The sequence below is a fragment of the Streptomyces sp. JH34 genome (assembly GCF_029428875.1).
GTDB lineage: Bacteria > Actinomycetota > Actinomycetes > Streptomycetales > Streptomycetaceae > Streptomyces.
This window is the reverse complement of the sequence record NZ_JAJSOO010000001.1, coordinates 1,121,944-1,145,976: the sequence shown is the minus strand read 5'-3', so window position 1 is coordinate 1,145,976 and position 24,033 is coordinate 1,121,944. Positions and strand designations below refer to the sequence as shown.

The 24,033-nt window shown below is 72.0% G+C and carries 21 protein-coding genes; 14 read left to right on the top strand and 7 right to left on the bottom strand.

What is annotated here, in order from left to right; all coding sequences use genetic code 11:
• Position 1 precedes the first annotated feature (1 nt).
• The 8 genes from LWJ43_RS05245 to hydA all read left to right on the top strand — a co-directional run bounded on the left by LWJ43_RS05245 (position 2) and on the right by hydA (position 9,375).
• Positions 2–769, top strand: coding sequence for a thioesterase II family protein (locus tag LWJ43_RS05245; RefSeq protein ID WP_277331108.1), 768 nt, complete (start codon positions 2–4; stop codon positions 767–769).
• A 91-nt stretch (positions 770–860) separates the two neighbouring features.
• Positions 861–2,666 (top strand): gamma-glutamyltransferase, encoded by a 1,806-nt coding sequence (ggt, locus tag LWJ43_RS05240; RefSeq protein ID WP_277331107.1) that lies wholly within the window; start codon positions 861–863, stop codon positions 2,664–2,666.
• A gap of 160 nt (positions 2,667–2,826) precedes the next feature.
• Positions 2,827–3,501, top strand: coding sequence for a glycoside hydrolase family 75 protein (locus tag LWJ43_RS05235; protein WP_462100864.1), 675 nt, complete (start codon positions 2,827–2,829; stop codon positions 3,499–3,501).
• Positions 3,502–3,675: 174 nt separating this feature from the next.
• The gene (locus LWJ43_RS05230; protein ID WP_277331106.1) at positions 3,676–4,056 is read left to right on the top strand and encodes a PPOX class F420-dependent oxidoreductase; all 381 of its coding nucleotides are present in this window, start codon (positions 3,676–3,678) and stop codon (positions 4,054–4,056) included.
• 136 nt (positions 4,057–4,192) lie between these two features.
• Complete coding sequence (locus tag LWJ43_RS05225) at positions 4,193–5,563, top strand: hypothetical protein (protein WP_277331105.1); 1,371 nt, start codon at positions 4,193–4,195, stop codon at positions 5,561–5,563.
• A 179-nt stretch (positions 5,564–5,742) separates the two neighbouring features.
• A complete protein-coding gene (locus tag LWJ43_RS05220; RefSeq protein WP_277331104.1) occupies positions 5,743–6,585 on the top strand; it encodes a nitrilase-related carbon-nitrogen hydrolase in 843 nt (280 codons plus the stop codon).
• Positions 6,582–7,865 carry an aspartate aminotransferase family protein gene (locus LWJ43_RS05215; RefSeq protein ID WP_277331103.1) on the top strand — a complete coding sequence of 428 codons (1,284 nt, stop codon included), beginning with the start codon at positions 6,582–6,584 and terminating at the stop codon, positions 7,863–7,865. Before LWJ43_RS05220 ends, LWJ43_RS05215 begins: the two co-directional genes overlap by 4 nt.
• 112 nt (positions 7,866–7,977) lie before the next feature.
• The gene (hydA, locus tag LWJ43_RS05210) at positions 7,978–9,375 is read left to right on the top strand and encodes a dihydropyrimidinase (protein WP_277331102.1); all 1,398 of its coding nucleotides are present in this window, start codon (positions 7,978–7,980) and stop codon (positions 9,373–9,375) included.
• 96 nt (positions 9,376–9,471) lie between these two features.
• Here hydA and LWJ43_RS05205 read toward each other — a convergent pair whose 3' ends face one another.
• Positions 9,472–10,302, bottom strand: coding sequence for an alpha/beta fold hydrolase (locus LWJ43_RS05205; RefSeq protein ID WP_277331101.1), 831 nt, complete (start codon positions 10,300–10,302; stop codon positions 9,472–9,474).
• Positions 10,303–10,726: 424 nt separating this feature from the next.
• Between LWJ43_RS05205 and LWJ43_RS05200 the strand changes: the two genes are divergently transcribed.
• From LWJ43_RS05200 to LWJ43_RS05185, 4 genes are all read left to right on the top strand, one after another.
• Positions 10,727–11,728 (top strand): TIGR03842 family LLM class F420-dependent oxidoreductase, encoded by a 1,002-nt coding sequence (locus tag LWJ43_RS05200; RefSeq protein ID WP_277331100.1) that lies wholly within the window; start codon positions 10,727–10,729, stop codon positions 11,726–11,728.
• 389 nt (positions 11,729–12,117) lie between these two features.
• Positions 12,118–12,345 (top strand): hypervirulence associated TUDOR domain-containing protein, encoded by a 228-nt coding sequence (locus LWJ43_RS05195; protein ID WP_277331099.1) that lies wholly within the window; start codon positions 12,118–12,120, stop codon positions 12,343–12,345.
• Positions 12,342–12,683, top strand: coding sequence for a DUF3140 domain-containing protein (locus LWJ43_RS05190; RefSeq protein WP_277331098.1), 342 nt, complete (start codon positions 12,342–12,344; stop codon positions 12,681–12,683). The genes LWJ43_RS05195 and LWJ43_RS05190 overlap by 4 nt, the downstream gene beginning before the upstream one ends.
• A 163-nt stretch (positions 12,684–12,846) precedes the next feature.
• Positions 12,847–13,080, top strand: a complete 234-nt coding sequence (locus LWJ43_RS05185; protein ID WP_277331097.1) for a cold-shock protein — start codon at positions 12,847–12,849, stop codon at positions 13,078–13,080.
• Positions 13,081–13,130: 50 nt separating this feature from the next.
• Here LWJ43_RS05185 and LWJ43_RS05180 read toward each other — a convergent pair whose 3' ends face one another.
• The 6 genes from LWJ43_RS05180 to LWJ43_RS05155 all read right to left on the bottom strand — a co-directional run bounded on the left by LWJ43_RS05180 (position 13,131) and on the right by LWJ43_RS05155 (position 21,740).
• Positions 13,131–14,750 (bottom strand): phytoene desaturase family protein, encoded by a 1,620-nt coding sequence (locus LWJ43_RS05180; RefSeq protein WP_277331096.1) that lies wholly within the window; start codon positions 14,748–14,750, stop codon positions 13,131–13,133.
• Between the two features lie 68 nt (positions 14,751–14,818).
• Positions 14,819–15,301 carry an SRPBCC family protein gene (locus tag LWJ43_RS05175; protein ID WP_277331095.1) on the bottom strand — a complete coding sequence of 161 codons (483 nt, stop codon included), beginning with the start codon at positions 15,299–15,301 and terminating at the stop codon, positions 14,819–14,821.
• 175 nt (positions 15,302–15,476) lie between these two features.
• A complete protein-coding gene (locus LWJ43_RS05170; protein WP_277331094.1) occupies positions 15,477–16,661 on the bottom strand; it encodes an alcohol dehydrogenase catalytic domain-containing protein in 1,185 nt (394 codons plus the stop codon).
• 353 nt (positions 16,662–17,014) lie between these two features.
• Positions 17,015–18,844 carry an ABC transporter ATP-binding protein gene (locus LWJ43_RS05165; RefSeq protein ID WP_277331093.1) on the bottom strand — a complete coding sequence of 610 codons (1,830 nt, stop codon included), beginning with the start codon at positions 18,842–18,844 and terminating at the stop codon, positions 17,015–17,017.
• On the bottom strand, positions 18,841–20,622 hold the full coding sequence (locus LWJ43_RS05160; protein ID WP_277331092.1) for an ABC transporter ATP-binding protein: 1,782 nt from the start codon (positions 20,620–20,622) through the stop codon (positions 18,841–18,843). Before LWJ43_RS05160 ends, LWJ43_RS05165 begins: the two co-directional genes overlap by 4 nt.
• 356 nt (positions 20,623–20,978) lie before the next feature.
• Positions 20,979–21,740, bottom strand: a complete 762-nt coding sequence (locus LWJ43_RS05155) for a hypothetical protein (RefSeq protein ID WP_277331091.1) — start codon at positions 21,738–21,740, stop codon at positions 20,979–20,981.
• A 198-nt stretch (positions 21,741–21,938) separates the two neighbouring features.
• Between LWJ43_RS05155 and LWJ43_RS05150 the strand changes: the two genes are divergently transcribed.
• Both LWJ43_RS05150 and LWJ43_RS05145 read left to right on the top strand, forming a co-directional pair.
• Entirely contained in the window at positions 21,939–22,298 is a 360-nt protein-coding gene (locus LWJ43_RS05150) for a hypothetical protein (RefSeq protein WP_277331090.1), read from the top strand.
• 237 nt (positions 22,299–22,535) lie between these two features.
• Positions 22,536–24,017 carry an amidase gene (locus LWJ43_RS05145; RefSeq protein ID WP_277331089.1) on the top strand — a complete coding sequence of 494 codons (1,482 nt, stop codon included), beginning with the start codon at positions 22,536–22,538 and terminating at the stop codon, positions 24,015–24,017.
• Positions 24,018–24,033: the final 16 nt, after the last annotated feature.

Here is a 24,033-nt window from a genome sequence, read left to right as displayed (position 1 = left end):
CATGACCACGTCGGCCGAGCTCAACAGCCTGTGGATACGCCGCTACCACCCCCGTCCGGACGCGGCGGTCAGGGTGGTGTGCCTGCCGCACGCGGGTGGCTCGGCGACCTTCTACCAGCCCGTGTCGGCGGGTCTGCCCGCCGACACGGACGTGCTCGCCGTGCAGTACCCGGGGCGGCAGGACCGGCGGGCCGAGCCCTGCGTCGCCACCATCACCGAACTGGCCGACCAGGTGACCTCCGTGCTCCTGGAGTGGACGGACCGTCCACTGGTCCTGTTCGGGCACAGCATGGGCGCGACCCTCGGCTTCGAGGTCGCGCGCCGGCTCGAGCGCGACCACGGCGTCGTGCCGCACGCCCTGTTCGCCTCCGCGCGCCGGGCCCCCTCCGCGCCCCGCACGGAGAGCGTGCACCTGCGGGACGACGACGGAATCATCGAGGAGATGAGGCTGCTGAGCGGTACGGACTCGGCCGTTCTCGAGGATCCGGAACTGATCCGCATGGCCCTGCCGGCGATCCGATCCGACTACCGGGCCGCCGAGACCTACGTCTACGAGCCGGGTCCCGCGCTGCGATGCCCCGTGTGGAGCCTCGTGGGCGACAACGACCCCAAGGTGACCGTCGAGGAGGCACAGGCCTGGTCGAGGCACACCGAGCGCGCCTTCGAGTTCCGTGTCTTCCGGGGCGGCCACTTCTACCTGGCCGCGCACCAGCAGGAGATCATGCGACTGATCGCCGAGCGGGCGGCCGTACCGGCGGGCACCGGCTGACCGGTCCGTCCGCACATGTGGCCGAGGCGGTCCTGACGGTACGGGCGGTGCGGCGTTACCCTGCGCGGACGATCCTTCACAGGAGGTACGGATGCGTCGTTCCGTCGGCCGGAATGTGTCGTTCTCAGTCGTGATCGCCGTCATCGGCTCGCTCGGTGCCGCGGCCCCGGCGGCCTCGGCACCACCCGTGCCGCCTCCCAAGTCCCCGGTGGCGGTGGGATACGGGGGAGCCGTCTCGAGTGTCGACGCGGACGCGTCGGCCGCCGGCATCGAGGTACTCCGCAAGGGAGGCAACGCCGTCGACGCGGCCGTCGCCACCGCCGCCGCGCTCGGTGTCACCGAGCCCTACTCCGCGGGCATCGGAGGCGGCGGGTACTTCGTCCACTACGACGCCAGGACCGGCAGCGTGGGGACCATCGACGGCCGCGAGACCGCGCCCCGGAGTGCGGACCCGTCGCTCTTCCTGGAGAACGGGCAGCCGATCCCCTTCAACGACGCCGTCACCAGCGGTCTCGGCGTCGGCACCCCCGGCACACCCGCCACCTGGGAGAAGGCGCTCGACGCCTGGGGCAGCAAACCGCTCGGGCGGCTGCTCGAACCGGCGGAGCGGCTGGCCCGCGACGGATTCGTCGTGGACGACACCTTCCGCTCGCAGACCGCGTCGAACCGGGCGCGGTTCGCCGACTTCCCCGCGTCCGCCGAACTCTTCCTGCCGGGCGGCCAGTTGCCGGTGACCGGATCGGTGTTCAGGAATCCAGACCTCGCCCGCACCTACCGCACGCTCGGCCGTGAGGGCGTCGACGAGCTGTACCGGGGCGAGCTGGCCCGGGACATCGTGTCGACCGTGCGGAAGCCCCCTGTCGACCCGGCGGCGACGCGTGTGGTGCGTCCGGGGGATCTGACGACCGGGGACCTGAAGGCGTACCGCGCGCTGCGCCAGGCCCCGACGAGGACCGCCTACCGCGGCCTCGACGTGTACGGCATCGGGCCGTCCTCGTCCGGGGGCACGAGCGTCGGCGAGGCCCTCAACATCCTCGAGTCGACGGACCTTTCGAAGGCGACCGAGACGCAGTACCTGCACCGCCTCATCGAGGCGAGCCGGATCGCGTTCGCCGACCGGGGCCGGTGGGTCGGCGACCCCGCGTTCGAGGACGTGCCGACGCGGGCGCTGCTCAGCCAGCGGTTCGCGGACTCGCGCGAGTGCCTCATCAAGGACGACGCGGTACTCACCAGCCCGCTCGCTCCGGGTGACCCGCGCCACCCCGCCCGCTGCGCCGGCGGGGGAGAGGCCGCCCCGACGACGTTCGAGGGGGAGAACACGACGCACCTGACGACCGCCGACAAGTGGGGCAACGTCGTCGCGTACACCCTGACGATCGAGTCGACGGGCGGCAGCGGAATCACGGTTCCGGGGCGGGGGTTCCTGCTCAACAACGAGCTGACCGACTTCTCGTTCGCGCCGGCGAATCCGGCGGTCCACGACCCGAACCTGCCCGGCCCGGCCAAGCGCCCGCGTTCCTCGATCTCGCCGACCGTCGTGCTGGAACACGGAAAGCCGGTACTGGCCCTCGGGTCGCCGGGCGGTGCCACGATCATCACCACGGTCCTGCAGTCCATGACGGGCCACCTGGACAGGGGGCTGCCACTCGTCGAGGCGATCGCCGCCCCGCGCGCGAGTCAGCGCAACTCGGCCACGACCGAGATCGAGCCGGGGCTGTGGGACAGCCCGGTGCGCGGGGAGTTGGAGGCCCTCGGGCACGTGTTCAAGGCGAACCCGGAGATCGGGGCCGCCACGGGCATCCAGCGCCTCCCCGGAGGACGCTGGCTGGCGGCAGCCGAAAAGGTGCGGCGCGGTGGCGGGTCGGCCATGGTGGTATCGCCGAGCGGCCGTTCCTGACCGGTCGGCGCGAGCAGAGGCCTCGGGGCCGGAAGGGCGTGGTTCATCGCGCCCTTCCGGCCCCGAGGCCTTGACACGGCCGGTCGCCCGCTGCCGGGTCGCGTCTGCAAGGAGGAGCCCGCCAGGGTTCTTCGTGTCCAGTGAAAGGGCGACTACGACGGTGCGTACGCGCATGCTCTTCCTCTCCGCGCTCTCCGGCGCCGCTCTCCTCGCGGCGGCACTCCCCGCCACCGCGGTCGCGGACGGCGAAAGCCCGGTCGGGGCGGCCGAACTGCTGGCCAAGGTGAGGAACTGCAGCCGGATTTCCCAGGGGAAGTACCGGACCGATCAGAGTGCGGCCGCCACGGTCCCGGTCTGCGGGACCGACGAGGCCGTGTTCTGGGAGGCCGACATGGACATCGACTGCGACGGTCAGGTCACCACCGTCTGCAACACGAGGACCGACCCCTCGTTCCAGCCCCGGACGGCCTTCCAGGGATCGGACGGCAAGTACCTGGACTCCTCCGAGGTGCCCTACGTCGTCGTCCCCGGCCCCGGACCGCTCTGGAACTACACCACGTCGGGGATCAAGGGGGGCGGTGTCGCCGCCGTCATCCACGACGGCAAGGTCCGCTACGCCGTCGTCGGGGACACCGGGCCCACCGGAATCATCGGCGAGGGCTCGTACGCCCTGGCCCGGTCGCTCGGCATCGATCCGGACCCGAAGACCGGCGGAACGGCCTCCGGCGTCACCTACATCCTCTTCAGGAACTCCAGGGCCGCACCGATCGAGAGCCCTGCCGCCGCCGTCAGCGCCGGTGAGGCGCTCGCCCGCAAGTTCGCCGGCGGAGTCTGAGGGCACCCCGTCAAAGGGGCGTCGGGGGCCGTCGCCCGTGCCGGCCCCCGCGTGTCCTGCCGACGGCCGGGTCACCCGCCCGGCCGATCCGGCGGGCGCCCCGGCCGGTCCCGGCTCCGCGGCCCGGACCGGGGCGGCTGCCGCTCACGGCGTAACCCGAGTAGGGTCGCGACCGTGACTCTCCAGGACTTCGCCCGCAGCGAGTACGTCAGCCTCACCACGTACCGGAAGGACGGCACGCCGGTGGCCACGCCCGTCTGGGCGGCGGCGGACGGCGACGTCCTCTACGTCTGGACCCGCTCGGACTCGTGGAAGGTCAAGCGGCTGCGCAACGACAGCCGCGTACGCGTCACCGTCTGCGACGCCCGCGGCCGGATCGCCGAGGGCGCCCCGAGCGCCGAGGGCACGGCCAGGCTGCTCCACGGGGACGCGATGGCGGGGGTACGCAAGGTGCTCACCCGCAAGTACAGCTGGAAGTTCTGGCTCGTGGACGTACCCGCCACACTCGTACGGCTCGGCAAGCGGCCCCACACGGGGATCGCAGTCACCTTCTGACGGGGGCGCGCGCCGGTAGCGGCCGCGCCCCGCCCGCCCCACGCCGGAAAAGCGCGCGTATCCCTCCCGTAACACGCCTGCGGTCGAATGCCCGCGGACTGGAGTGCTCCAGTCCCGGGCGACCGATGAGGCGACGGTGACAGTGCATCAGCACACGGTGGAAGTAAGGGCGTTCGCACAGTACCTACGAGACCTGGCTGCCCTGCTCGATCCCGGTCAGGGATGGTACGGGGTCTTCTGCGCACGGGACCCCGCGGGTATGCGTGCCTGCTTCGACGGCTCCGAGGTGCCGCCCTGGGACGTGGTCGAGTCGCTGCTCCAGGACCTCGCGGCGGTGCGCGGTGCCACGTACGCGGCGAGGGAATCCGTACGGGCCGCCGCCCTGTGTTCCGCGTCGGCCGCGGCGCACGACAGCCGGCCGGGCGGCCGTCAGGCCCTCGCCGACCGGCTGGGCGTGATGCTCCGGGAGCAGTCGTACGCCGCCCGGCGGTTGCGGGATGCCGACGCGGACGGGGCAGCCGCTCCGGCGGTGGGTCCGGACGCCCTGGCCTGGGCGCGGGACGACCACACCCGTGCCACTGCGCGATGTGCGGAGCTCCGCGCCCGGCTCGCGGCGGTGGACGGGGCCCTGCCCGGAGCGGCGGGCGCCGGCCCGCGCGAGGAGTCCGCGCCGACCGGGCCCGCGCGCACCGAACCCGCGCCCACCGAGCCCGCGCGCCCAGCCTCCGAGCCCACCGTGCCGGAGCCCACCGTGCCTGCGCCCGGCGCGTCCGAGCCCCGGCGCAGGAAACCCCGGGGGGCGCGCTTCGCGGGTCTGGAGATGGAGGACGAGACGCAGGCGGGCCTCTTCCCCGCGGCCGGACCGGGCCGGCCTGCTCCCTCGGCGGGCGTCACCGCTCCGCGCGGAGCCCGGTTCCATGGTGCTCCGGCCGACGTGATCGCTTCCCCGGCCCCCCGTGCGCAGGAGTACGACCCCGCCGCACGCCGGGCCTCCGAGGACACCGTCGCCCTGCTCGAGCGGCTGCGCGCGGAGGGCCGGAGCGGCGAGGCGCACGCGGTGCTCTGCGAAGCGGCCGCGTGGCCCGCGGAGCGGCTGCCGGTCCTGGCCGTCGCCCTGCACGGGGCGGGCCTGGACGCCGACTGGGCGACCCTGCTGTGGGAGGTGTCCTCCCTTCCTCCCGTCGAACTCGCCGACGCGGCGGCTGCGTTGGCTGCCGCAGGCCACGCGGACGACTGCGGGCAACTGCTGCGGCAAGGAGTGGCACGGCCCGCCGCCGAGGTCGCCGACGCCGTCGTCGCCCTCGACCGTGCGGGCCGGGAACCGGAGGCGCGGGCGCTGCTGGGCGCGTTCGTGCGCGCACGGACCCCGCAGGACGCGGCGCGCGTCGCCGAGGGCGGCCCCCGCCACCTCGTTCCCCGTCTGCTGGCCGCCGCGCGCGAGGTGTCGGCGGCGCGGGAGTGGGATGTGGTCCACGCGCTGCGGATGGCGGGCATCGCGGCGCCGTAGGCCGACCCGCCCCGCGGGCCGCCCGGGGGGGTGTCGACCGCTCGGGTGTGAAACATGATCGACTCCGCCGGTTCACGGCGATGGTCTTGCCCCGTTGTGTGACGGGGCTTACGTTCTCCTCCTATGCACCGTGTCTACGGGCGTAGAGGCTCTCTGACGCCGCGTCGAAGGAGCAGCTCATGTCCCACGTCGTACGCGCCGCACTCGTCCAGGCGACCTGGACCGGCGACACCGAATCCATGATCGCCAAACATGAGGAACACGCTCGCGAGGCGGCCCGGCAGGGCGCGCGGATCATCGGATTCCAGGAGGTGTTCAACGCCCCCTACTTCTGCCAGGTCCAGGAGCCCGAGCACTACCGCTGGGCCGAACCCGTCCCGGACGGGCCGACGGTCCGGCGCATGAGGGACCTGGCCCGCGAGACGGGCATGGTCGTCGTCGTGCCGGTCTTCGAACTCGAGCAGTCCGGCTTCTACTACAACACCGCTGCGGTGATCGACGCCGACGGCTCGTACCTCGGCAAGTACCGCAAGCACCACATCCCGCAGGTCAAGGGCTTCTGGGAGAAGTACTACTTCAAGCCGGGGAACGCCGGCTGGCCGGTCTTCGACACCGCCGTCGGCAAGGTCGGCGTCTACATCTGCTACGACCGCCACTTCCCCGAAGGCTGGCGTCAACTAGGGCTTAACGGAGCCCAGTTGGTGTACAACCCGTCCGCCACCTCCCGGGGGCTCTCCAGTTACCTGTGGCAGCTGGAACAGCCCGCCTCCGCCGTCGCCAACGAGTACTTCGTCGCCGCGATCAACCGCGTCGGACAGGAGGAGTACGGCGACAACGACTTCTACGGCACGAGCTACTTCGTCGACCCGCGGGGGCAGTTCGTCGGTGACGTCGCCAGCGACAAGGAGGAGGAACTCCTCGTCCGTGACCTCGACTTCGGGCTGATCGAGGAGGTCCGTCAGCAATGGGCGTTCTACCGGGACCGCAGGCCGGACGCGTACGAAGGGCTGGTGGAGCCGTGACGGGACTGTACGAGCGGCACCTGGCCGTCAGCCCCGAGTGGCTGGCGCTCTACTACCGGCACCCCCTCGAACTCACCCATGGTGAGGGACGCCACGTCTGGGACGCGGACGGCAACCGGTACCTCGACTTCTTCGGCGGCATCCTCACCACGATGACCGCGCACGCCCTGCCCGAGGTGACCAAGGCCGTCTCGGAACAGGCCGGCCGCCTCATCCACTCCTCGACGCTCTACCTCAACCGCCCCATGGTCGAGCTCGCGGAGCGGGTCGCCGCCCTCTCCGGCATCCCCGACGCCCGCGTCTTCTTCACCACTTCGGGCACGGAGGCCAACGACGCGGCCCTGCTGCTGGCCACCGCCCACCGCTCGTCCAACCAGATCCTGGCCATGCGCAACAGCTACCACGGCAGGTCGTTCTCGGCCGTGTCCGTCACCGGCAACAGGTCCTGGTCCACCACCAGCCTGTCACCCCTGCAGACGCTGTACGTCCATGGCGGAGTCCGCACCCGGGGACCGTACGCCGAGCTGAGCGACGAACGGTTCATCAAGGCCTGTGTGGCCGATCTGGAGGACCTGCTCGGGCACACCAGGGGAGTCGCGGCGCTGATCGCCGAACCCGTCCAGGGGGTAGGCGGGTTCACCGCACCGCCCGACGGGCTGTACGCGGCGTTCCGCGAGGTCCTGGACCGGCACGGCATCCTGTGGATCTCCGACGAGGTGCAGACGGGCTGGGGGCGTACGGGCGACCACTTCTGGGGCTGGCAGGCCCATGCCTCGAGCGGGCCGCCGGACATCCTCACCTTCGCCAAGGGCATCGGCAACGGCATGTCCATCGGCGGAGTCGTCGCCCGCGCGGACGTCATGAACTGCCTCGACGCCAACTCCATCTCGACGTTCGGGGGTTCACCGGTCACCATGGCGGCCGGGCTCGCCAACCTCTCCTACCTGCTGGAGCACGACCTCCAGGGCAACGCCCGGCGGGTCGGCGGCCTGCTCATCGAGAGGCTGCGGGCCGTCGGCGCCGGCTCGCCGGCGGTACGGGAGGTACGTGGCCGGGGGCTCATGATCGGCATCGAGCTGGTGAAGCCCGGCACCGACGAGGCCGATCCGGAGGCCGCGGCCGCCGTGCTCGAAGCGGCCCGCGCCGGCGGGCTGCTGATCGGCAAGGGCGGCGGCCACAACACCAGCGTGCTGCGGATCGCGCCACCGCTGTCGCTGACCGTCACCGAGGCCGAGGAGGGCGCGGAGATCCTGGGCGAGGCGCTGCACGCGGCAACCTGACAGCAGGTGCCCCGCGGCAGGGCCCCTGCCGCGGGGCGGCCCGCGTCCCCGTACGTCACCACGCACCCGGCCCACGTGCACGGGCCGGCTCTGTCACCGCGAGGAGGGACCCATGAGCCGCACCGTCATCCACGGCGGCCTCGTCGTCACCGCGTCCGACGAGATCCACGCCGACGTTCTCATCGAGGGCGGACGCATCGCAGCCCTCGCCGCCCACGGCACCGACGCCGCGGCGAGCTGGAGTGCCGAACGCAGGATCGACGCCACGGGGATGTACGTCGTCCCGGGGGGTGTCGACGCGCACACGCACATGGAGATGCCCTTCGGCGGGACCTACGCCGCCGACACCTTCGAGACGGGCACCCGGGCCGCGGCATGGGGTGGTACCACCACGATCGTCGACTTCGCCATCCAGACCATGGGGCGTTCCCTGCGGGAGGGGCTCGACACCTGGCACGCGAAGGCGGACGGCAACTGCGCCGTCGACTACGCCTTCCACATGATCCTCTCGGACGTGAACGAGTCCTCGCTCAAGGAGATGGACCGCCTCGTCGCCGAAGGGATCACCTCGTTCAAACTCTTCATGGCCTACCCGGGCGTCTTCTACAGCGACGACGGCCGGATCCTCCGCGCGATGCAACGGGCCTCCGGCAACGGCGGCCTGATCATGATGCATGCCGAGAACGGCATCGCCATCGACGTCCTGGTCGAGCAGGCCCTCGCCGGGGGGCGTACCGACCCCCGCCACCACGGCGACGTCCGCAAGGTGGCGCTGGAGGCGGAGGCCACGCACCGCGCGATCCAGCTCGCCCGGGTCGCCGGAGCGCCGCTGTACGTCGTCCACGTCTCCGCCGACGAGGCCGTCGCCGAGATCGCGTCCGCCCGCCACAAAGGGCTCCCGGTCTTCGGCGAGACCTGCCCGCAGTACCTCTTCCTCTCCACGGACAATCTGGCCGAGCCCGGCTTCGAGGGCGCGAAGTACGTCTGCTCGACCCCGCTGCGGCCCCGGGAGCACCAGGAGGCGCTCTGGCGCGGTCTGCGGAACAACGAGCTCCAGGTCGTCTCGACCGACCACTGCCCCTTCTGCTTCTCGGGCCAGAAGGAGATGGGCAGGGACGACTTCTCGAAGATCCCCAACGGCATGCCGGGCGTGGAGAACCGGATGGACCTCCTCCACCAGGCCGTCGTGGACGGTCACATCTCGCGCCGGCGCTGGATCGAGATCGCCTGCGCGTCCCCGGCCAGGATGTTCGGGCTCTACCCCAAGAAGGGCACCATCGCACCGGGTGCCGACGCGGACGTCGTCGTCTACGACCCCGGGGCGGAGCAGACCATCTCCGCCGGGACGCACCACATGAACGTCGACTACTCCGCCTACGAGGGCAAGCGCGTGACGGGGCAGGTCAAGACGGTGCTGTCGCGGGGCGAACCGGTCATCGAGGACCGCGCGTTCGTGGGTCACGCGGGCCACGGGACCTACCTGCCGCGGGGGACCTGCCAGTACCTGTGACATCCGGCTGAGCCGTGCCGCCGTCCTCCTCGGAGACGGCACGGCGTCGCGGAGACGGACCGGACGGGTGAGTCACCGGGTGGGGAGCGGGTCTCCCTACTCCTTCACGAAGGCCAGGAGGTCGGGATTGATGACGTCCGGATGTGTCGAGAGCATCCCGTGGGGATAGCCCTCGTAGCTCTTGAGCCTGCCGTTCGGCAGGAGCTTCGCGGACAGCGGGCCGGCGTCCTCGTAGGGAACGATCTGGTCGTCGGTGCCGTGGGCGACCAGGACCGGCACCTCGATCCTCTTGAGGTCCTCGGTGAAGTCGGTCTCCGAGAAGGCCTTGATGCACTCGTAGTGGGCGTTGGCCGCGCCCCGCATTCCCTGCCTCCACCAGTTGTCGATCAGTCCCTGCGACACCTGGGCACCGGGGCGGTTGAACCCGTAGAACGGGCCCGACGGCAGGTCGATGTAGAACTGGGCGCGATTGGCCGCCAGGGAGGCGCGGAGCCCGTCGAACACCTCGATCGGCAGCCCGCCCGGATTCGACGCGGACTTCACCATGACCGGTGGCACGGCGCTGACGAGGACCGCCTTCGCCACCCGGCCCGGCTCGGCCCGTGCGACGTAGCGGGCGACCTCGCCGCCGCCGGTGGAATGGCCGATGTGCACGGCCTGCCGCAGGTCGAGCGCCTCGGCCAGTACGGACACGTCCGCGGCGTAGGTGTCCATGTCGTGCCCGGCCGCGCTCTGGGTGGAGCGCCCGTGGCCGCGCCGGTCGTGGGCGATCACGCGATAGCCCTGAGCGAGGAAGAACAGCATCTGGCTGTCCCAGTCGTCCGCGCTGAGCGGCCATCCGTGGTGGAACACGATCGGCCGGGCGTCACGAGGGCCCCAGTCCTTGTAGTAGATCTCCGTGCCGTCAACCGTGGCGACCGTGCCCATGGCTGATCCTTCCGCTTGAAGTGCTCGTGCGCCGAGTGTGCGGGTACGGGCCGGCCCCACCGGGCGGGAGGATGCCACCACCGAGGAGGCCGATACCGTGACCAAACGCCACAAACGATACCTTCGATGGTCGAATCGCTCATTCCGTGACGACCTCGGGACCTGGTCGCCGGACGGGAGACCCACGGCCGGGCGCTGGGCGTGCCACCCGCGACGCGCCCGCACGACGGCCGGCGTACGGGACCCTGCGCGGCCCGATGTGGAAAGCTCTGTCGCGGCACGTCGCTCACGGACGCGCCCGCAGAGCCGCCCCGGCGTGCCCCCCCGGACCACTGAGGACCGCTGCCCGGAGGACTTCCGGGCGTGCCGGTCCCGGCATCCGCAGACCCGCGTTCCCCGCCAGCACCGGACCAGGAGCATCTGTATGGATTTCGGACTCGTCCTCCAGACCGATCCGCCCGCCTCGGCCGTCGTCGGACTCATGCGCCGCGCGGAACGTAACGGCTTCCGCTACGGCTGGACCTTCGACTCGACCGTGCTGTGGCAGGAACCCTTCGTCATCTACAGCCGGATCCTGGAGCACACCGACCGGATGATCGTCGGGCCGATGGTGACGAACCCGGGGACCCGCACCTGGGAGGTCACGGCCTCCACGTTCGCCACGCTCAACGAGATGTACGGAAACCGCACCGTCTGCGGCATCGGGCGCGGCGACTCCGCGATGAGAGTGGCGGGCCGCAGACCGAACACCCTGGCCAGACTGGGTGAGGCCATCGAGGTGATCAGGGACCTCGCCGAAGGGCGCGAGGCCGTCGTCGACGGACAGCCGGTCCGGATCCCATGGGTGAAGGACGGCAGACTGCCCGTCTGGATGGGTGCGTACGGGCCCAAGGCCCTCGCCCTGGCGGGGGAGAAGGCGGACGGCTTCATCCTCCAGCTGGCCGACCCCTACCTCACCGAATGGATGGTGAAGGCGGTACGCGACGCGGCCGCCGCGGCCGGCCGCGACCCGGATTCCGTCACCGTCTGCGTCGCGGCACCCGCCTATGTGGGCGAGGACCTGGACCACGCGCGGGAGCAGTGCCGCTGGTTCGGCGGCATGGTCGGCAACCATGTCGCCGATCTCGTCTCCCGTTACGGCGAGCACTCCGGTCTCGTGCCCGAGGCGCTCACGGCGTACATCGCCGGACGCTCCGGATACGACTACAGCCACCACGGCCGCACCGGGAACCCCGACACCGCCTTCGTCCCCGACGAGATCGTGGACCGGTTCTGCCTGCTGGGCCCCGCCGACGCCCACATCGAGAAGCTTCAGGTCCTGCGTGAGCTGGGCGTCGACCAGTTCGCCGTCTACAACATGCACGACGCCCGGGAGGCGACCATCGACGCCTACGGCTCCACGATCATCCCCGCGCTGTCCGCCTGAACCCCACACACCCGCGGCGGCCGCCCGGTCACCGCGCCCCGCCCGGCGTCCGGCCCAGTCGAAAGGACTTCTCGCCGGTCTCGACATCCGAGGGTCAGTCCCTCCACCGTTTTCCGGCGGTGCCGGTCCATAGTGGTTCTTCACCTGAGTGTCGTGTGCTGAGGACTGCCCACCGTCGCACAGGCGGTACCCGGTGCGCCGCCCGACATGCACGGTGGGAAGGCCTCCTCCCCGGAGCTGTGCACGCGGTGATTCCCTGACCGGATGACCGGCCGAAAGCGGTGACCGGCCCGTGGAGGCCGGCGGGCGGCGGGAGATGCGGCGAATGCTGAAGAAAGAGACAGTGAGACCCGGTGTCGTGGAACCAGCCGACTGAGGGAGTGTGCGGGATGGCCGAAGAAAAGAAACTGAAAAAGGGCGACAGCGTCTCCTGGCAGAGTCACGGGCATTCCGTGCAGGGGAAGGTGAAGCGGAAGATCACGAAACGAACCGAAGCGGCCGGGCGTACGGTTGACGCCTCGAAGGACGAACCGCAGTACGAGGTCGAGAGCGACGAGACCGGTCGTCGGGCGGTGCACAGTCCGGATTCGCTGCGCAAGAAGGGCACCTCGTCGTGAGCGAAGAGAGCGAGTCCAGCCGGAAAGAGGCTGCCGACGAGTTCGGTGAGGCGGTCAACATGACGTCCGGGCGGCTGGAAGCATGGCTGGCCACAGACGATTCCAAGAGCGTGGGCCAGTCCGAAGGGGACGGCGAATCGGTGGGGCACGCCTCCGGCAGGCGCATCGTCGAGCTGCTCGACAAGAACAGGGCCGACCTCTCCGACGACGACATCGCTCATATGCGAAAAGTCGTCAGCTACGTGCACCGGCACCTCGGGCAGCGCCCCGAAGGTGATGTGACGGACACGCGGTGGCGATATTCCCTCATGAACTGGGGGCACGATCCGCAGAAGTGAGGGGGCGCGGTCCGCCTGCTGTTTCCGGACAGGTACGGGCGCAGTGCGACTTCCCCCTCTCGTCGGTTCCGTTGTTCCGCCGGCGGACATCGACGGCGCCGCGCGGTCGATGTCCGCCGGCGAACGCACACGCACGAGCGTGGAAATCCTGGAGAGGTAGGAAATGGCCGAGGGCACAGTGCAGGTGTTCAGTGCTGAGAAGGGCTACGGATACATCCGTCCCAGTGCGGGCGGGCCTGAGATCATCGTGCATTTCTCCGCGATCATCGAGGCGTGTCCCGTGGGGCTCACGGCGGGACAGACGGTGAGCTTCGACGTCGTCCAGCGTCGGCGCGGGCCCGAAGCCGAACGGGTGAAGGTCGCGGCCCGGCTGAGCGCGGACCGAGGAGGGCGCTGAGCGGAACGCCCACCACGCCCGGTGCCGGCGGCCGGACCGGGCGCCCCTTGTCAGAGCCGCCGTCCCTCGCGGTCACGGTGGGTGAGCCGGTTCTGGAGCAGGGACAGGGCGCCGGTGCGCTGCCCCCGCAGGGCCGCTCTCGCCGCGTTGGCCCCGGGCGCCCCGTGGACTCCTCCCCCCGGGTGCGCGGAGGCGGATGCGAGGTAGAGGCCGGGGAGGGCGGTCTCCGGCCGGCCGGTGCCCGGGGAGGGGCGGAAGACCAGTTGCTGGTGCATGGCGGTGGTACCGCCGTTGATGGCGCCACCGTGGAGGTTGGCGTCCATGCTCTCCAGCGTGGGCGGGGCGAGGACGCGCCGCGCCCTGATGAGGCCGCGGAATCCGGGGGCATAGCGCTCGACCTGGACCTCGACGCGGTCGGCCATGAGCTCCTGCTCCCGCGCGTCCCACGCACCGGACAGCCCCTCGTCCCCGGCGTCCCCCCGGACGCGGTGCGGTACGTGCGTGTAGGCCCACGCGGACTCGGTGCCCCGGGGCGAGCGGCAGGGGTCGGTCGTGGTCATCTGGCCGAAGAGGGCGAAGGGCCGGTCGGGGACACGGCCCATGGCGATCTGCGCCGCGAAACGGGTGAGGGCGTCCACGCCTTCCGCCAGATGCACGGTCCCGGCGTGTGCGGCCTCCGGGCAGGTCCAGGGCACCGGGCCGTTCAGTGCCCAGTCGACCTTGAACGTGGCGAAGTCCCACTGGAAGCGTTTCAGGTCGCTGAGCAGCCGTCCGGGCAGGTGCTGTTCGGCCACCAGGGAGCCGTAGAGGGCCGGTGCCGACACATCGGCCAGGACCGCCCTGCGGGCAGGTACCTCCTCGCCGCTCCTCGTGCGGACGCCGACGGCCCGCCCGCCGCGGACGACGACCTCGGTGACCTGTTCCCCGCAGCGGACGGTGCCGCCGCGGCGTGCCAGACGGCGGACGAGCGCGCCGGTGAGTGCCCCGGAGCCACCCGTGGGCACGGGGAAGCCGTAGGTCTGCCCGAGCATGGACATGAGCCAGCCGAAGCCCCCGCTGCCCGCCGACTCCGGGGAGAGGTCCGCGTGCAGGGCATTGCCCGCGAGCAGGAGCCTGCCGCCCTCACCCCGGAACTCCTCCTCGCCCAGCCGCCGCACCGGCAGCACCATCGTCCTGGCCAGCCGCAGCCCACCGGCGGCGCGCAGCCGCAGCGCCAGCCGCGCCCCGGAGCGGAGCGGAGGGAAGGGCGTGAACAAGGCGTCGAGGATGTCGGGCCGCAGCGTCTCCCAGACCTCCCGCAGCTCCCTCCACGCCGCCCCGTCCCCGGGAGCGAACGTCTCCAGGCTGGTGGCGGTCTCGTCGGGGTCACGGCTGAGAACCGCGCAGCGGCCGTCCAGCAGGGGGTGGGCGAGTACCTTCGGCGCGTGGCTCCAGCCCAGGCCCTCCCGTTCCAGATGCAGACCGGCCAGGACGGGGGACGCGGCAGCGAGGGGGTAGAAGGAGCTGAAGAGGTCGCTCGCGAAGTCCGGGTCGACTCCGCGGTCGTGCCGGACCGCGCCCCCCGGCTCGTCCTGGGCCTCCAGGACCTCCACGCTCCAGCCCGCATCGGCCAGGAGGTTCGCGGCCACCAGCCCGTTGGGTCCCGACCCGATCACTACGGCGTCCGGCATGACTCGCTCCTGGCTGTGTACGCGGTCCGCACATCGTGGCGGCTGATTCCGGGTCTCTGGGTGCGGGCTCAGGTGCCGTGCTGCCGCAGGCGCCCGGCGTCGGCACCGGCCGAGCTGCTCCCGGCGTCCTCGCACACCCGGGCGAGCCGCCCGAGCATCGCGCGGTGCCGCACCTGTTGTGCCACGTCCAGGAGGCCGTTGTGCAGGGCGCCCCCGGGACCGCGCAGCGGGTGCTCGTCGAAGATGAGCAGAGTGTGGCGTCCCCAGGGCCGCAGTTCCATCGCGATCCTGGCCGTTCCCAGCGGTCCGCTGTCCGCCTCCAGTTCGAGGACGGCCGTCGGTTCGCTGCGGCGCACGACGGTCCGGTTGTGCAGGGTCAGCGGTCCGACCTTGATCTCGTAGCGGAGGGCCGCCCCCACTCGGGGCCACTGCCCCTCGTCGTGCTCGGCCCGGGACGTACCGACGACCCAGTCCCCGTAGCGTTCGGGATCGGAGAGCACCTCCCAGACGTCCTCGGGCGATCTCTTGATGAGGCGGTGTCGTACGGCCATCTCTTCCTCCGCCGCTTGAAGTGCCGCGCCGCTCGCTGCGCGTTCCCACGCTAGGCCCCCGCGCACACTCGCGCGCGGGGACGACAGCCCGCCGCTGCCCCTCGGCGGCCACCGGGCGGCACCGGGCCGTGGGCGTCCGTACAGCGCCGTCCGCCCGGGTGGACGAGGCCTCCGTTCAGGGGACGAGCAGGGTCTTGATCATGCCGTCGGCCTTCTTCTGGAACGTCTCGTACGCCTGCGGACCCTCTTCGAGCGGCAGGTGGTGGGTGGCGAAGGTGTCCACGCCCAACGGGTCGTCGTCCACGAGCAGGGGCAGCAGGTCGTCGACCCAGCGCCTGACGTTGGCCTGGCCCATACGCAGCTGGATCTGCTTGTCGAACAGTGTGAGCATCGGCATCGGGTCGACGGACCCGCCGTACACGCCGGAGACGGAGACGGTGCCGCCCCTGCGCACCGCGTCGATCGCCGCGTGCAGGGCCGCCAGGCGGTCGATGCCGGCGTTCTCCATCAATCGCTGCCCGATGGCATCGGGCAGGTAGCCGACGGCCGTGTGTGCCGCCTTCGCGAGCGGCGAGCCGTGGGCCTCCATGCCGACGGCGTCGATCACCGCATCCGTGCCGCGCCCCTGGGTGAGGTCCCTGATGGCGTCGCCGATGTTCTTTCCGTACCGCCGAACGTCCAGACACGTGGCTCCGTACGAGCTCACCCGGTCGAGACGCTCGGGGACGAGGTCCACGCCTACGACCAGGCCCGCGCCCCGGTGGAGCGCGATCCTCGCGGCCATCGCCCCGATCGGTCCGAGACCGAACACGGTGACACTGCCGCCCGGCGGAACGGCCGCGTACTCCACCGCCTGCCATGCCGTCGGCAGTACGTCGGACAGGTAGACGAACCGGTCGTCCGACGGGCCGTGCGGGACCTTGATCGGCAGATCGTTGCCGAAGGGCACGCGCATGTACTCGGCCTGGCCGCCGGGAACCTGTCCGTACAGCTTGGTGTACCCGAACAGGGACGCCCCCGTGCCCCGCTCACGCACCTGGGTGGTCTCGCACTGGGAGTACAGCCCCCTCTCGCACATCCAGCAGTGGCTGCAGGACACGTTGAAGGGGATGACGACACGGTCACCCGGCGCGAGGGAGGTGACCTCAGGACCGACCTCCTCCACCACGCCCATCGGTTCGTGTCCGAGGATGTCACCGGGGTCGAGGTAGGGGCCGAGTACTTCGTACAGGTGCAGATCGGAGCCGCAGATCCCGGTGGAGGTGATCTTCACGATGATGTCGGTGGGATCCTGGATCTTCGGGTCGGGCACTGTCTCGACCCGCACGTCCCGCTTCCCCTGATAGGTCAGTGCGCGCATGATCGCGATCCTCTCGACGACGAGATGTGTGTGTGAGCGGGCGTTGCCGCCTCCCGGGGCCCTCCGCGACGAGCCCGCGAGGGCAGGTGGGGACTCCGTGACTCCGTGCAGGGGGACCGCACTCGCCTGACCAGCATGGAGTTCTCGGGTGGGCGGCCATGGAAACGCGGGGCCGGCGTGTCGTGCTCGACCGGTCCGGGCGAGATCGGAACGCGCGAGCACCGGCATCATCATCGCCGCGAACGCCGCCCCGTGCCGCCGCCACACCGAGTGGTCGGTCATGTCGCCGCCGATTCCCCCGGATCAGCCGTCACCCGCCACGTCCGTCGCACCACTGACCCCGGGACCGGCCATCAGGGGGAGATGCCCCGAGGGGGCTGACGGTGCTCATCGGCGGGCGGCCGGCCGACGGTCGGCGGCCCCCCGCCCTGACCGTTCCAGGAACGCCACAGAGCCGCGTACGCGCCGTCCGCGGCGATCAGTTCGTCGTGAGTACCGAGCTCGACGATCCGGCCGGCCTCCATGACGGCGACCCGGTCGGCGTCATGCGCGGTCTGCAGGCGGTGCGCGATGGAGATCACCGTGCGGTCCGCGCGTACGGCGGCCATGGCGCGCTCGGCGTGCCGCGCCGTCGTGGGGTCGAGCAGCGCCGTCGCCTCGTCGAGGATCAACGTGTGGGGGTCGGCCAGATCCACCCGGGCGAGGGTGAGCTGCTGGGCCTGTGCGGCGTCGAGCCGGACGCCGCCGGGGCCGAGACGGGTGTCCAGGCCGTCCGCCAGTTCCCCGGCCCAGTCGGCCTCCACCCGGGCGAGCGCCGCGAACATGGCGCTGTCGTCGGCGTCGGGGGCCGCGATCGCGAGGTTCTCCCGCAGGGTTCCCAGGAACACATGGTGCTCCTGGGTGATCAGGATGATGCGGTTGCCGAGCTCACCCGCCGCGGCGAGGGCCGCCACCGGGACGCCGCCCACCGTGACCGTCCCCGTACGGGGCGCCCCGACGCCGGACATCAGCTTGCCGAGGGTGGACTTGCCCGCCCCCGAGGCCCCGACCAGCGCCAGTCGCTCACCGGGCCGCACCGTCAGATCGATGTCGTGCAGCACGTCGTGCGTACCCGAGTAGGAGTAGCGCACCCCGGAGACCTCGATGCGGTCGTCGGCGGGCCGACGGGTGTCGGGGGCGGTCTCGTCGGTGACCAGGCCGATGCCCTTGATCCGGGCCAAGGACGCCCCGCTGCGCTGGAGCTGTTCCACCCAGGTGAGTGCCCGGTCGAGGGGGTCGACCAGCTGCCACATGTAGAGGCTGCCCGTCACCACCACACCCAGGTCCACCGCTCCCTCGAGATAGGCCAGGCCCCCGGCCAGCAGCACCAGCGCCAACGGCAGCGTGTGGGCGAAGCCGGTGACGGGGAACAGCACGGTGCGCAGGAACAGGGTGCGCCGGCCCGCGCGGTACGCCGAGTCGACCGCCCTGTCCGTGTGGAGCACCCTCTCCGCGCTCAGGCCGAACGCCTCGACGGTGTGGGCCCCTTGGGCCGTGGCGTTCAGGGCCTCGGCGACGTCGGCCCCGGCCGCGCCCTCCGCGAGGTACGCGTCGCGGGCCCTGGCGAGGTACCAGCGGCTGACCCACCACACGAACGGCATACCGACGAGCGCGCACAGCCCCAGCAGCGGATGCAGCAGGAAGACCGCGACGAAGATGAAGAGGACCTGTACGGCGGCGAGGAACACGTCCGGTGCCGCGTTCCGCAGCGTCGAGGCCACCGTGCCGACGTCCACGGACGAGCGGGTCACCAGATCGCCGGTGCCGACCCGTTCGACCACGCGGGCCGGCAGGGAGAGGGTCCGGTCGAGGACCTCCTCACGCAGCCGCGCCAGGGCGCGCTCGCCGAACCGGTGGGAGTGGTAGCGCGCGTACCGGGTCAGCACCAGCTGGGTCACGGCGAAGCCGAGCACGCCCAGGGACAGCAGGTCGACCCGGGAGCCGGTGATGTCACCCTGTTCGACCCCGGTGACGATGTCGCCCAGCAGCCACGGGCTCGCGAGGCCCGCGAGCGAGGCGAGGCAGGTCAGGAGGACGATACCGGCCATCGCGCGTCCGTCGTCCGTGATCAGACTCCGGACGGCGCGGCGGACGGTCGCACCGTCGGCGACCGGGAGCCGGGGTACCTCCGGTGAAGCGCTCATCGGCTCATTCCTTCCTGGGGGCGGGCCGCAGGGACGGACGGCAGGTCTCCACCGGCGCCGCGGAAGACCAGTGCGCGGTACCGGGGCTGTCGTTCGAGCAGTTCGCCGTGGGTCCCCACCGCCACGACCCGGCCGTCAACGAGGAGCGACACCTGGCTCGCGTGACCGAGCACCAGCGGGGACGTGCTGACGACGAGGGTGGTGCGATCCCGCCGCGCGGTGTCGACACGTGCGGCGACGGTCGCCTCGGTGTGCGCGTCCAGGGCCGAGGTCGGCTCGACCAGCAGCAGGACCTCGGGGTCGGCGAGCAGCGCCCGCACGAGCCGCAGACGCTGCCGCTGGCCACCGGAGACGTCGAGACCGCGGTCGCTCAGGCGGGAGCCCAGTCCCTCGGGCAGCGACTCGACGATGTCCTCGGCCACGGCGGTGCGCAGGGCCCTTTTGACGTCGTCGTCGGAGTGGTCGCGGACGGAGACGGCCGCGCGAACCGAACCGCTGAACAGGTACGAGTCGTTGCCGGCGAAGAGGATGCGGCGGCGCACCTCCGCGAGCTCCATGCCGGACAGCGGGACGCCGCCCCACGTGGCGTCGGAGTCCGTGTAGCGACCCAGTCGGTCGACCACGGCGCGCGCCTCGTCGAGCCGGGCGCTCACCAGCGCCGTCATCCGGCCCGCGGGGACGACCAGCCCGGAGGCCGGATCGTGCAGGTCGGCGGGACCGCTCGGCGGGGGCACCGGGGTGCCGCTGCTCTCGACGTCGGGCGACAGCGCCAGGATGTCCGTCACCCGTCGTGCGGCGACGAGTCCGCGGGGGAGGTCGTCCGCGCCCTCGATGAAGAACGTCACGGGGGCCAGGAGCGCGGCGACGTATCCGTAGACGGCCACCAGGTCTCCGACCGTGATGGCGCCGTCGGCCGCCATCCGGGCGGCGATCCATGTGACGAGGGCCAGGAAGAGGATCGGCAGGCAGGTGCCCAGGGCCTGCACCCAGCTGGTCAGCGAGGCGACGCGGTACCCGTCGGACACGAGAGCCGTGGACCGCTCCCGGTACCTGCGGATGAACATCGGCTTCCCGCCGATGCCGTTCAGCACGTTCAGGCCGGTGACGACGTCCACGGCCTGGGCGGTGAGGTCCCCCTGCTTCTGCCGGTAAGCACCCTCGGCGCCGTGCAGCCTCTGCAGCAGCGGGCCGACGGTCACGGCCAGCAAGGGGACGCCCAGCAGCACCACGAGCGCCAGCAGGGCGGAGATGCGGAAGAGCAGCACGGCTGCCGCGGAGTAGGCGATCACCGCGCCCACCCCGGGCCCCGTGACGGTCAGGGTCTGCGCGATCCGGCTCGTGTCCCCGGCCTGCAGGTGCGTCAGCTCACCCGCCGACACCTTGCCAGGCAGGGCCGCGCCGAGCCGGGTGACCTGCCTGACGACGACCTGCACCGTGCGGTAGGCGGCATCGACCCGGATCAAGGTCATCGTGCGGTGGCGCAGGATGCCGAGGCAGGCGATGAGCGCACCGACCGCGAGGACGGCCGACACCCAGAGAACCAGCTGCTCCCTGTCCTCCGCCCTGAGCCCGCGGTCGATCGCCTGGGACATGAGGTACGGCGGCAGCATCAGCGCGCACATCCAGGAGCTGCCCCACAGGGCCCCCAGAAGGACTCGCCTGCGCTGCATCGTCACCAGCCACCACAGGAACCGTGCCGGGCCGCGGAAATCCGGTACTCCGGGATCGGTGTGGGGAACCCGGTGCGGATACGTGCGCAGGTCCGGTCCTTCGGTCATCTCGGTTCCTCACATCGGTTCGACGAGCGGACTCGTGCCGCGCCGGACGGCCTCGGCCCGGCGACGGCGTGCCGGCGGCGTGGGAGAACGCCCTCGACGCCGGTCTCCGGAGGACGGCCCATCGTTCAGCGCGCCGGGAGCGCCGGGAGCCCGCCGGGCGGCTCGCACTCACCGGCCGTCAACTGTGTGCCGCGGAGCCTGCACGGAGAGATCATTCCGGTCATGCTTTTAGCTCCCCGCGGGCTTGTCAAGGCCGCGGGGAGACACCCCCGGCGGCTTCGACGACTGACGCCGCGCTCAGCGGGTGCCGGACAAACCCGTTCGCAGGGGGCGGGAGTTCGACGGGCGGGGCCCCTTCACGACTGCGCCGGGCCCCTGCCGAGTACGGCGCCGACGTCCACGGAGTCGTCCGCGGAGGGCGTGCCCGTGGGGACCGGCTCGTCGAAGCCGGAGAAGTCCACGGCGGCGTCCGCGCCGTCGCCGTGGACGGTGATCCGCACGGGGTGGTGCTCGCCCCCGGTCTCCACGTACGCCGTCAGTTCCTGTCCGTGCAGTGTCCTGGTGACCGGGACGGTGCGCACGCCGTCGACCGTCGTCACCTCGCCCTTGGTGTACGTCCCGGCATTCGAGTCGGCGTTGTCGGAGACCAGCCTCTGGAAGGTGTCCAGATCGCACGCGTCCACGACGGGCCGCAGCCTGGAGTCCGACGCCGAGCCCTTCAAGTACCGCCCGGCGAGGACGGACTCGAAGGCGGAGCCGCCGACCGGTACCTGGTTCTCCCAGAAGTCCGCGTCGGGTTTCACCCAGACCGAGTCGCCTCGCTTGATGATCTCCACCTTGCCCTTGTCCTCGCCCAGGTCGACGCCGCCCACGCAGTCGCCGCTCCGGTCCAGGCTGAGGTCGACCGTCATCGGGGCGCGGTTCTTCCCCAGGTCGCCCCGCGCACGCAGGTGCAGGGACCCGGCGGCCAGCAGGGCGTCACGGGAACGGCCTGCGATCTGTTCGGCCGGAAGCGATTCGATGTCGTCGTCCGCCTGCGCCACCGTGCCGCCGGTGACGGCGAGCAGGGCGACCGCCGCGCACGCGGCGGCCCGTGTGGCGATGCGCTGTCCTGCCACCGCGCCTCCTCGGAAACGTCCCTGTTCAGCGCCTTTTCGACCCGGATTCACTCCCCAGTGCGAGCGTACGCCCGCGCACGGTTGCCTGCGCGGCGGGCCGGGAGTACGGAGGGTGAGGTTCGGCGCTGTTTTCGGCTACGGACCGTGGGGGAGAGCAGCCCTGAAGATCACCGGAACTCACCGGAACCAAGGGGAGACATGAAGAAGCTGTTCAAGGGGAACGCCGTACGCGCACTCGTCCGGGGGGCGGCCGTCACCGGTCTGGCCGCCGCGCTCGCCGTTCCGGCCACCGCGGCGGTGGCCGTCGCGCCGGCGGCCGCCGTTCCTCCCGGCCTGTCGTGCAGCACCGGCAAGCACGCGATCGACGACTACACCGGGTTCGCGCTCTGCAGGAACAACGGGTCGGCCACCCAGACCTTCTGGGTCCACCTGGTCTGCGGGTGGTCCCCGGACGTGGACGGTGAGCACGTCACGCTCAGGCCGGGCGAGTCCGGGCAGTCGACCGCCCACTGCGCGGGCCTCGGTTCGGGGATCGGCGAGATCCACGTGCGGCCGTAGTACCGCCTGCCGGGCACCTCGTCGCCGCAGGGACGTCGTCCCGCGCGCGCCCGCGGGTGCCGCAGGTCCCCCGCCCCGCGCGGGGCGGGGGACGGGGCCGATCCGTGCGCGGGGTGCTTGAGCGGCGGTGCTTGAGCGGGCCCCCACGCCTCGTTACTCTCCAGTAGAACCGCTCGGGCGGACCCACGGGCGGGCCCGGGGCCGGTGTTTTCCGGCGGACGCGAGGAGGCGGTGGCGATGTCCTCAGCAGACCCCACGGAGCGGACCGGACCGCGTGTGCCGGTCGAACCGTCAGCCGCTCCCGGGCTGGTGGACTGCGCCCGCGAGCTGGCCGAGGGCCGGACGACCTCGTCCGGACTGGTCGCCGCGGCGCTCGCGCGCGTCGAGGCGAGCCGGCACACCCTCAACGCCTTCCGGCAACTGCGCGCGGAGGCCGCGCTCGCCGAGGCCGCGGAGGCCGACCGCCGGCTCGAGGCCGGGGAGCGCCTTCCGCTGCTCGGGGTGCCGGTCGCGGTCAAGGACGACACCGATGTCGCCGGCATGCCCACCTACTTCGGCTGCGACGGCGTACTGCCGCCCGCGACCGCCGACAGCGAGGCCGTCCGCAGGCTCAGGGCCGCCGGGGCCGTCGTGGTCGGCAAGACCAACTCCTGCGAGCTGGGGCAGTGGGCGTTCACCGAAGGGCCGGCGTTCGGCGCCACCCGCAACCCCTGGAGCACCGCTCACACGCCGGGCGGTTCGTCCGGAGGCTCCGCGGCGGCCGTAGCCGCCGGACTGGTCCCCGCCGCGCTGGGTTCGGACGGTGCGGGCTCCATCCGCATCCCCGCCGCGTGGACCCACCTCGTCGGCATCAAACCCCAGCGGGGCCGGATCTCCGTCCACCCCCACAGCGATGCCTTCCAGGGCCTCACGGTCAACGGTCCGCTCGCCCGTACGGTCGCCGACGCCGCCCTCCTCCTGGACGCCGCGGCAGGACCGCACCCCGGTGACCCGCACCGCCCGCCCGCCGTCGACGCGTCCGCCGCGGCCCGCCGCGACCCGGGCAGGCTGCGCATCGGCCTGTCCCTGCGGCCGCCGCTCACCCTCACCCGCAACGCACCCCACCCGGAGGTGGTGCGTGCCGTCACCGCGCTCGCCGAAGCCCTCGCCCGGCTCGGCCACCACGTCGAGGAGGCCAGGCCCCGCTACGGACTGATCGGCCTCTCCTTCGTGCCCCGGGCCACCGCGGGCATCGCCGAACTCGCCGCGCTCCACCCCGAACCCGGACTCCTGGACCCGCGCACCCGCAGCGCCCTGCGCACCGGGACCCGCCTCGGTGGCCGTGTCGTGCGGGCCGCCCGCGCGCGGGAGGTGCGCCAGCACGCCAGGATCGGCGCCTTCTTCGACACCGCAGGCGGCGGCCCCGGGTACGACGTGCTTCTCACCCCGACCACGGCGGCCCCGCCCCCACGGGTCGGGGCCTTCGACCACCTCAGCGCCTGGCGCACCGACCTCGCCATGACGTCGGCCTGCCCCTACGCCTGGCCCTGGAACGTACTCGGATGGCCTGGCGTCAACGTCCCGGCAGGCTTCACCCGCGACGGCCTGCCCCTCGGCGCCCAGCTCCTCGGCCCGTCCCGCAGCGAGGCCCTGCTCGTCTCGCTCGCCGCCCAACTGGAGGCGGACCGCCGCTGGTACGAGCACCGCCCGCCGGAGCTCAGTGCGGCCGGCGGGCGGTGACCACCCACGTGCCGGC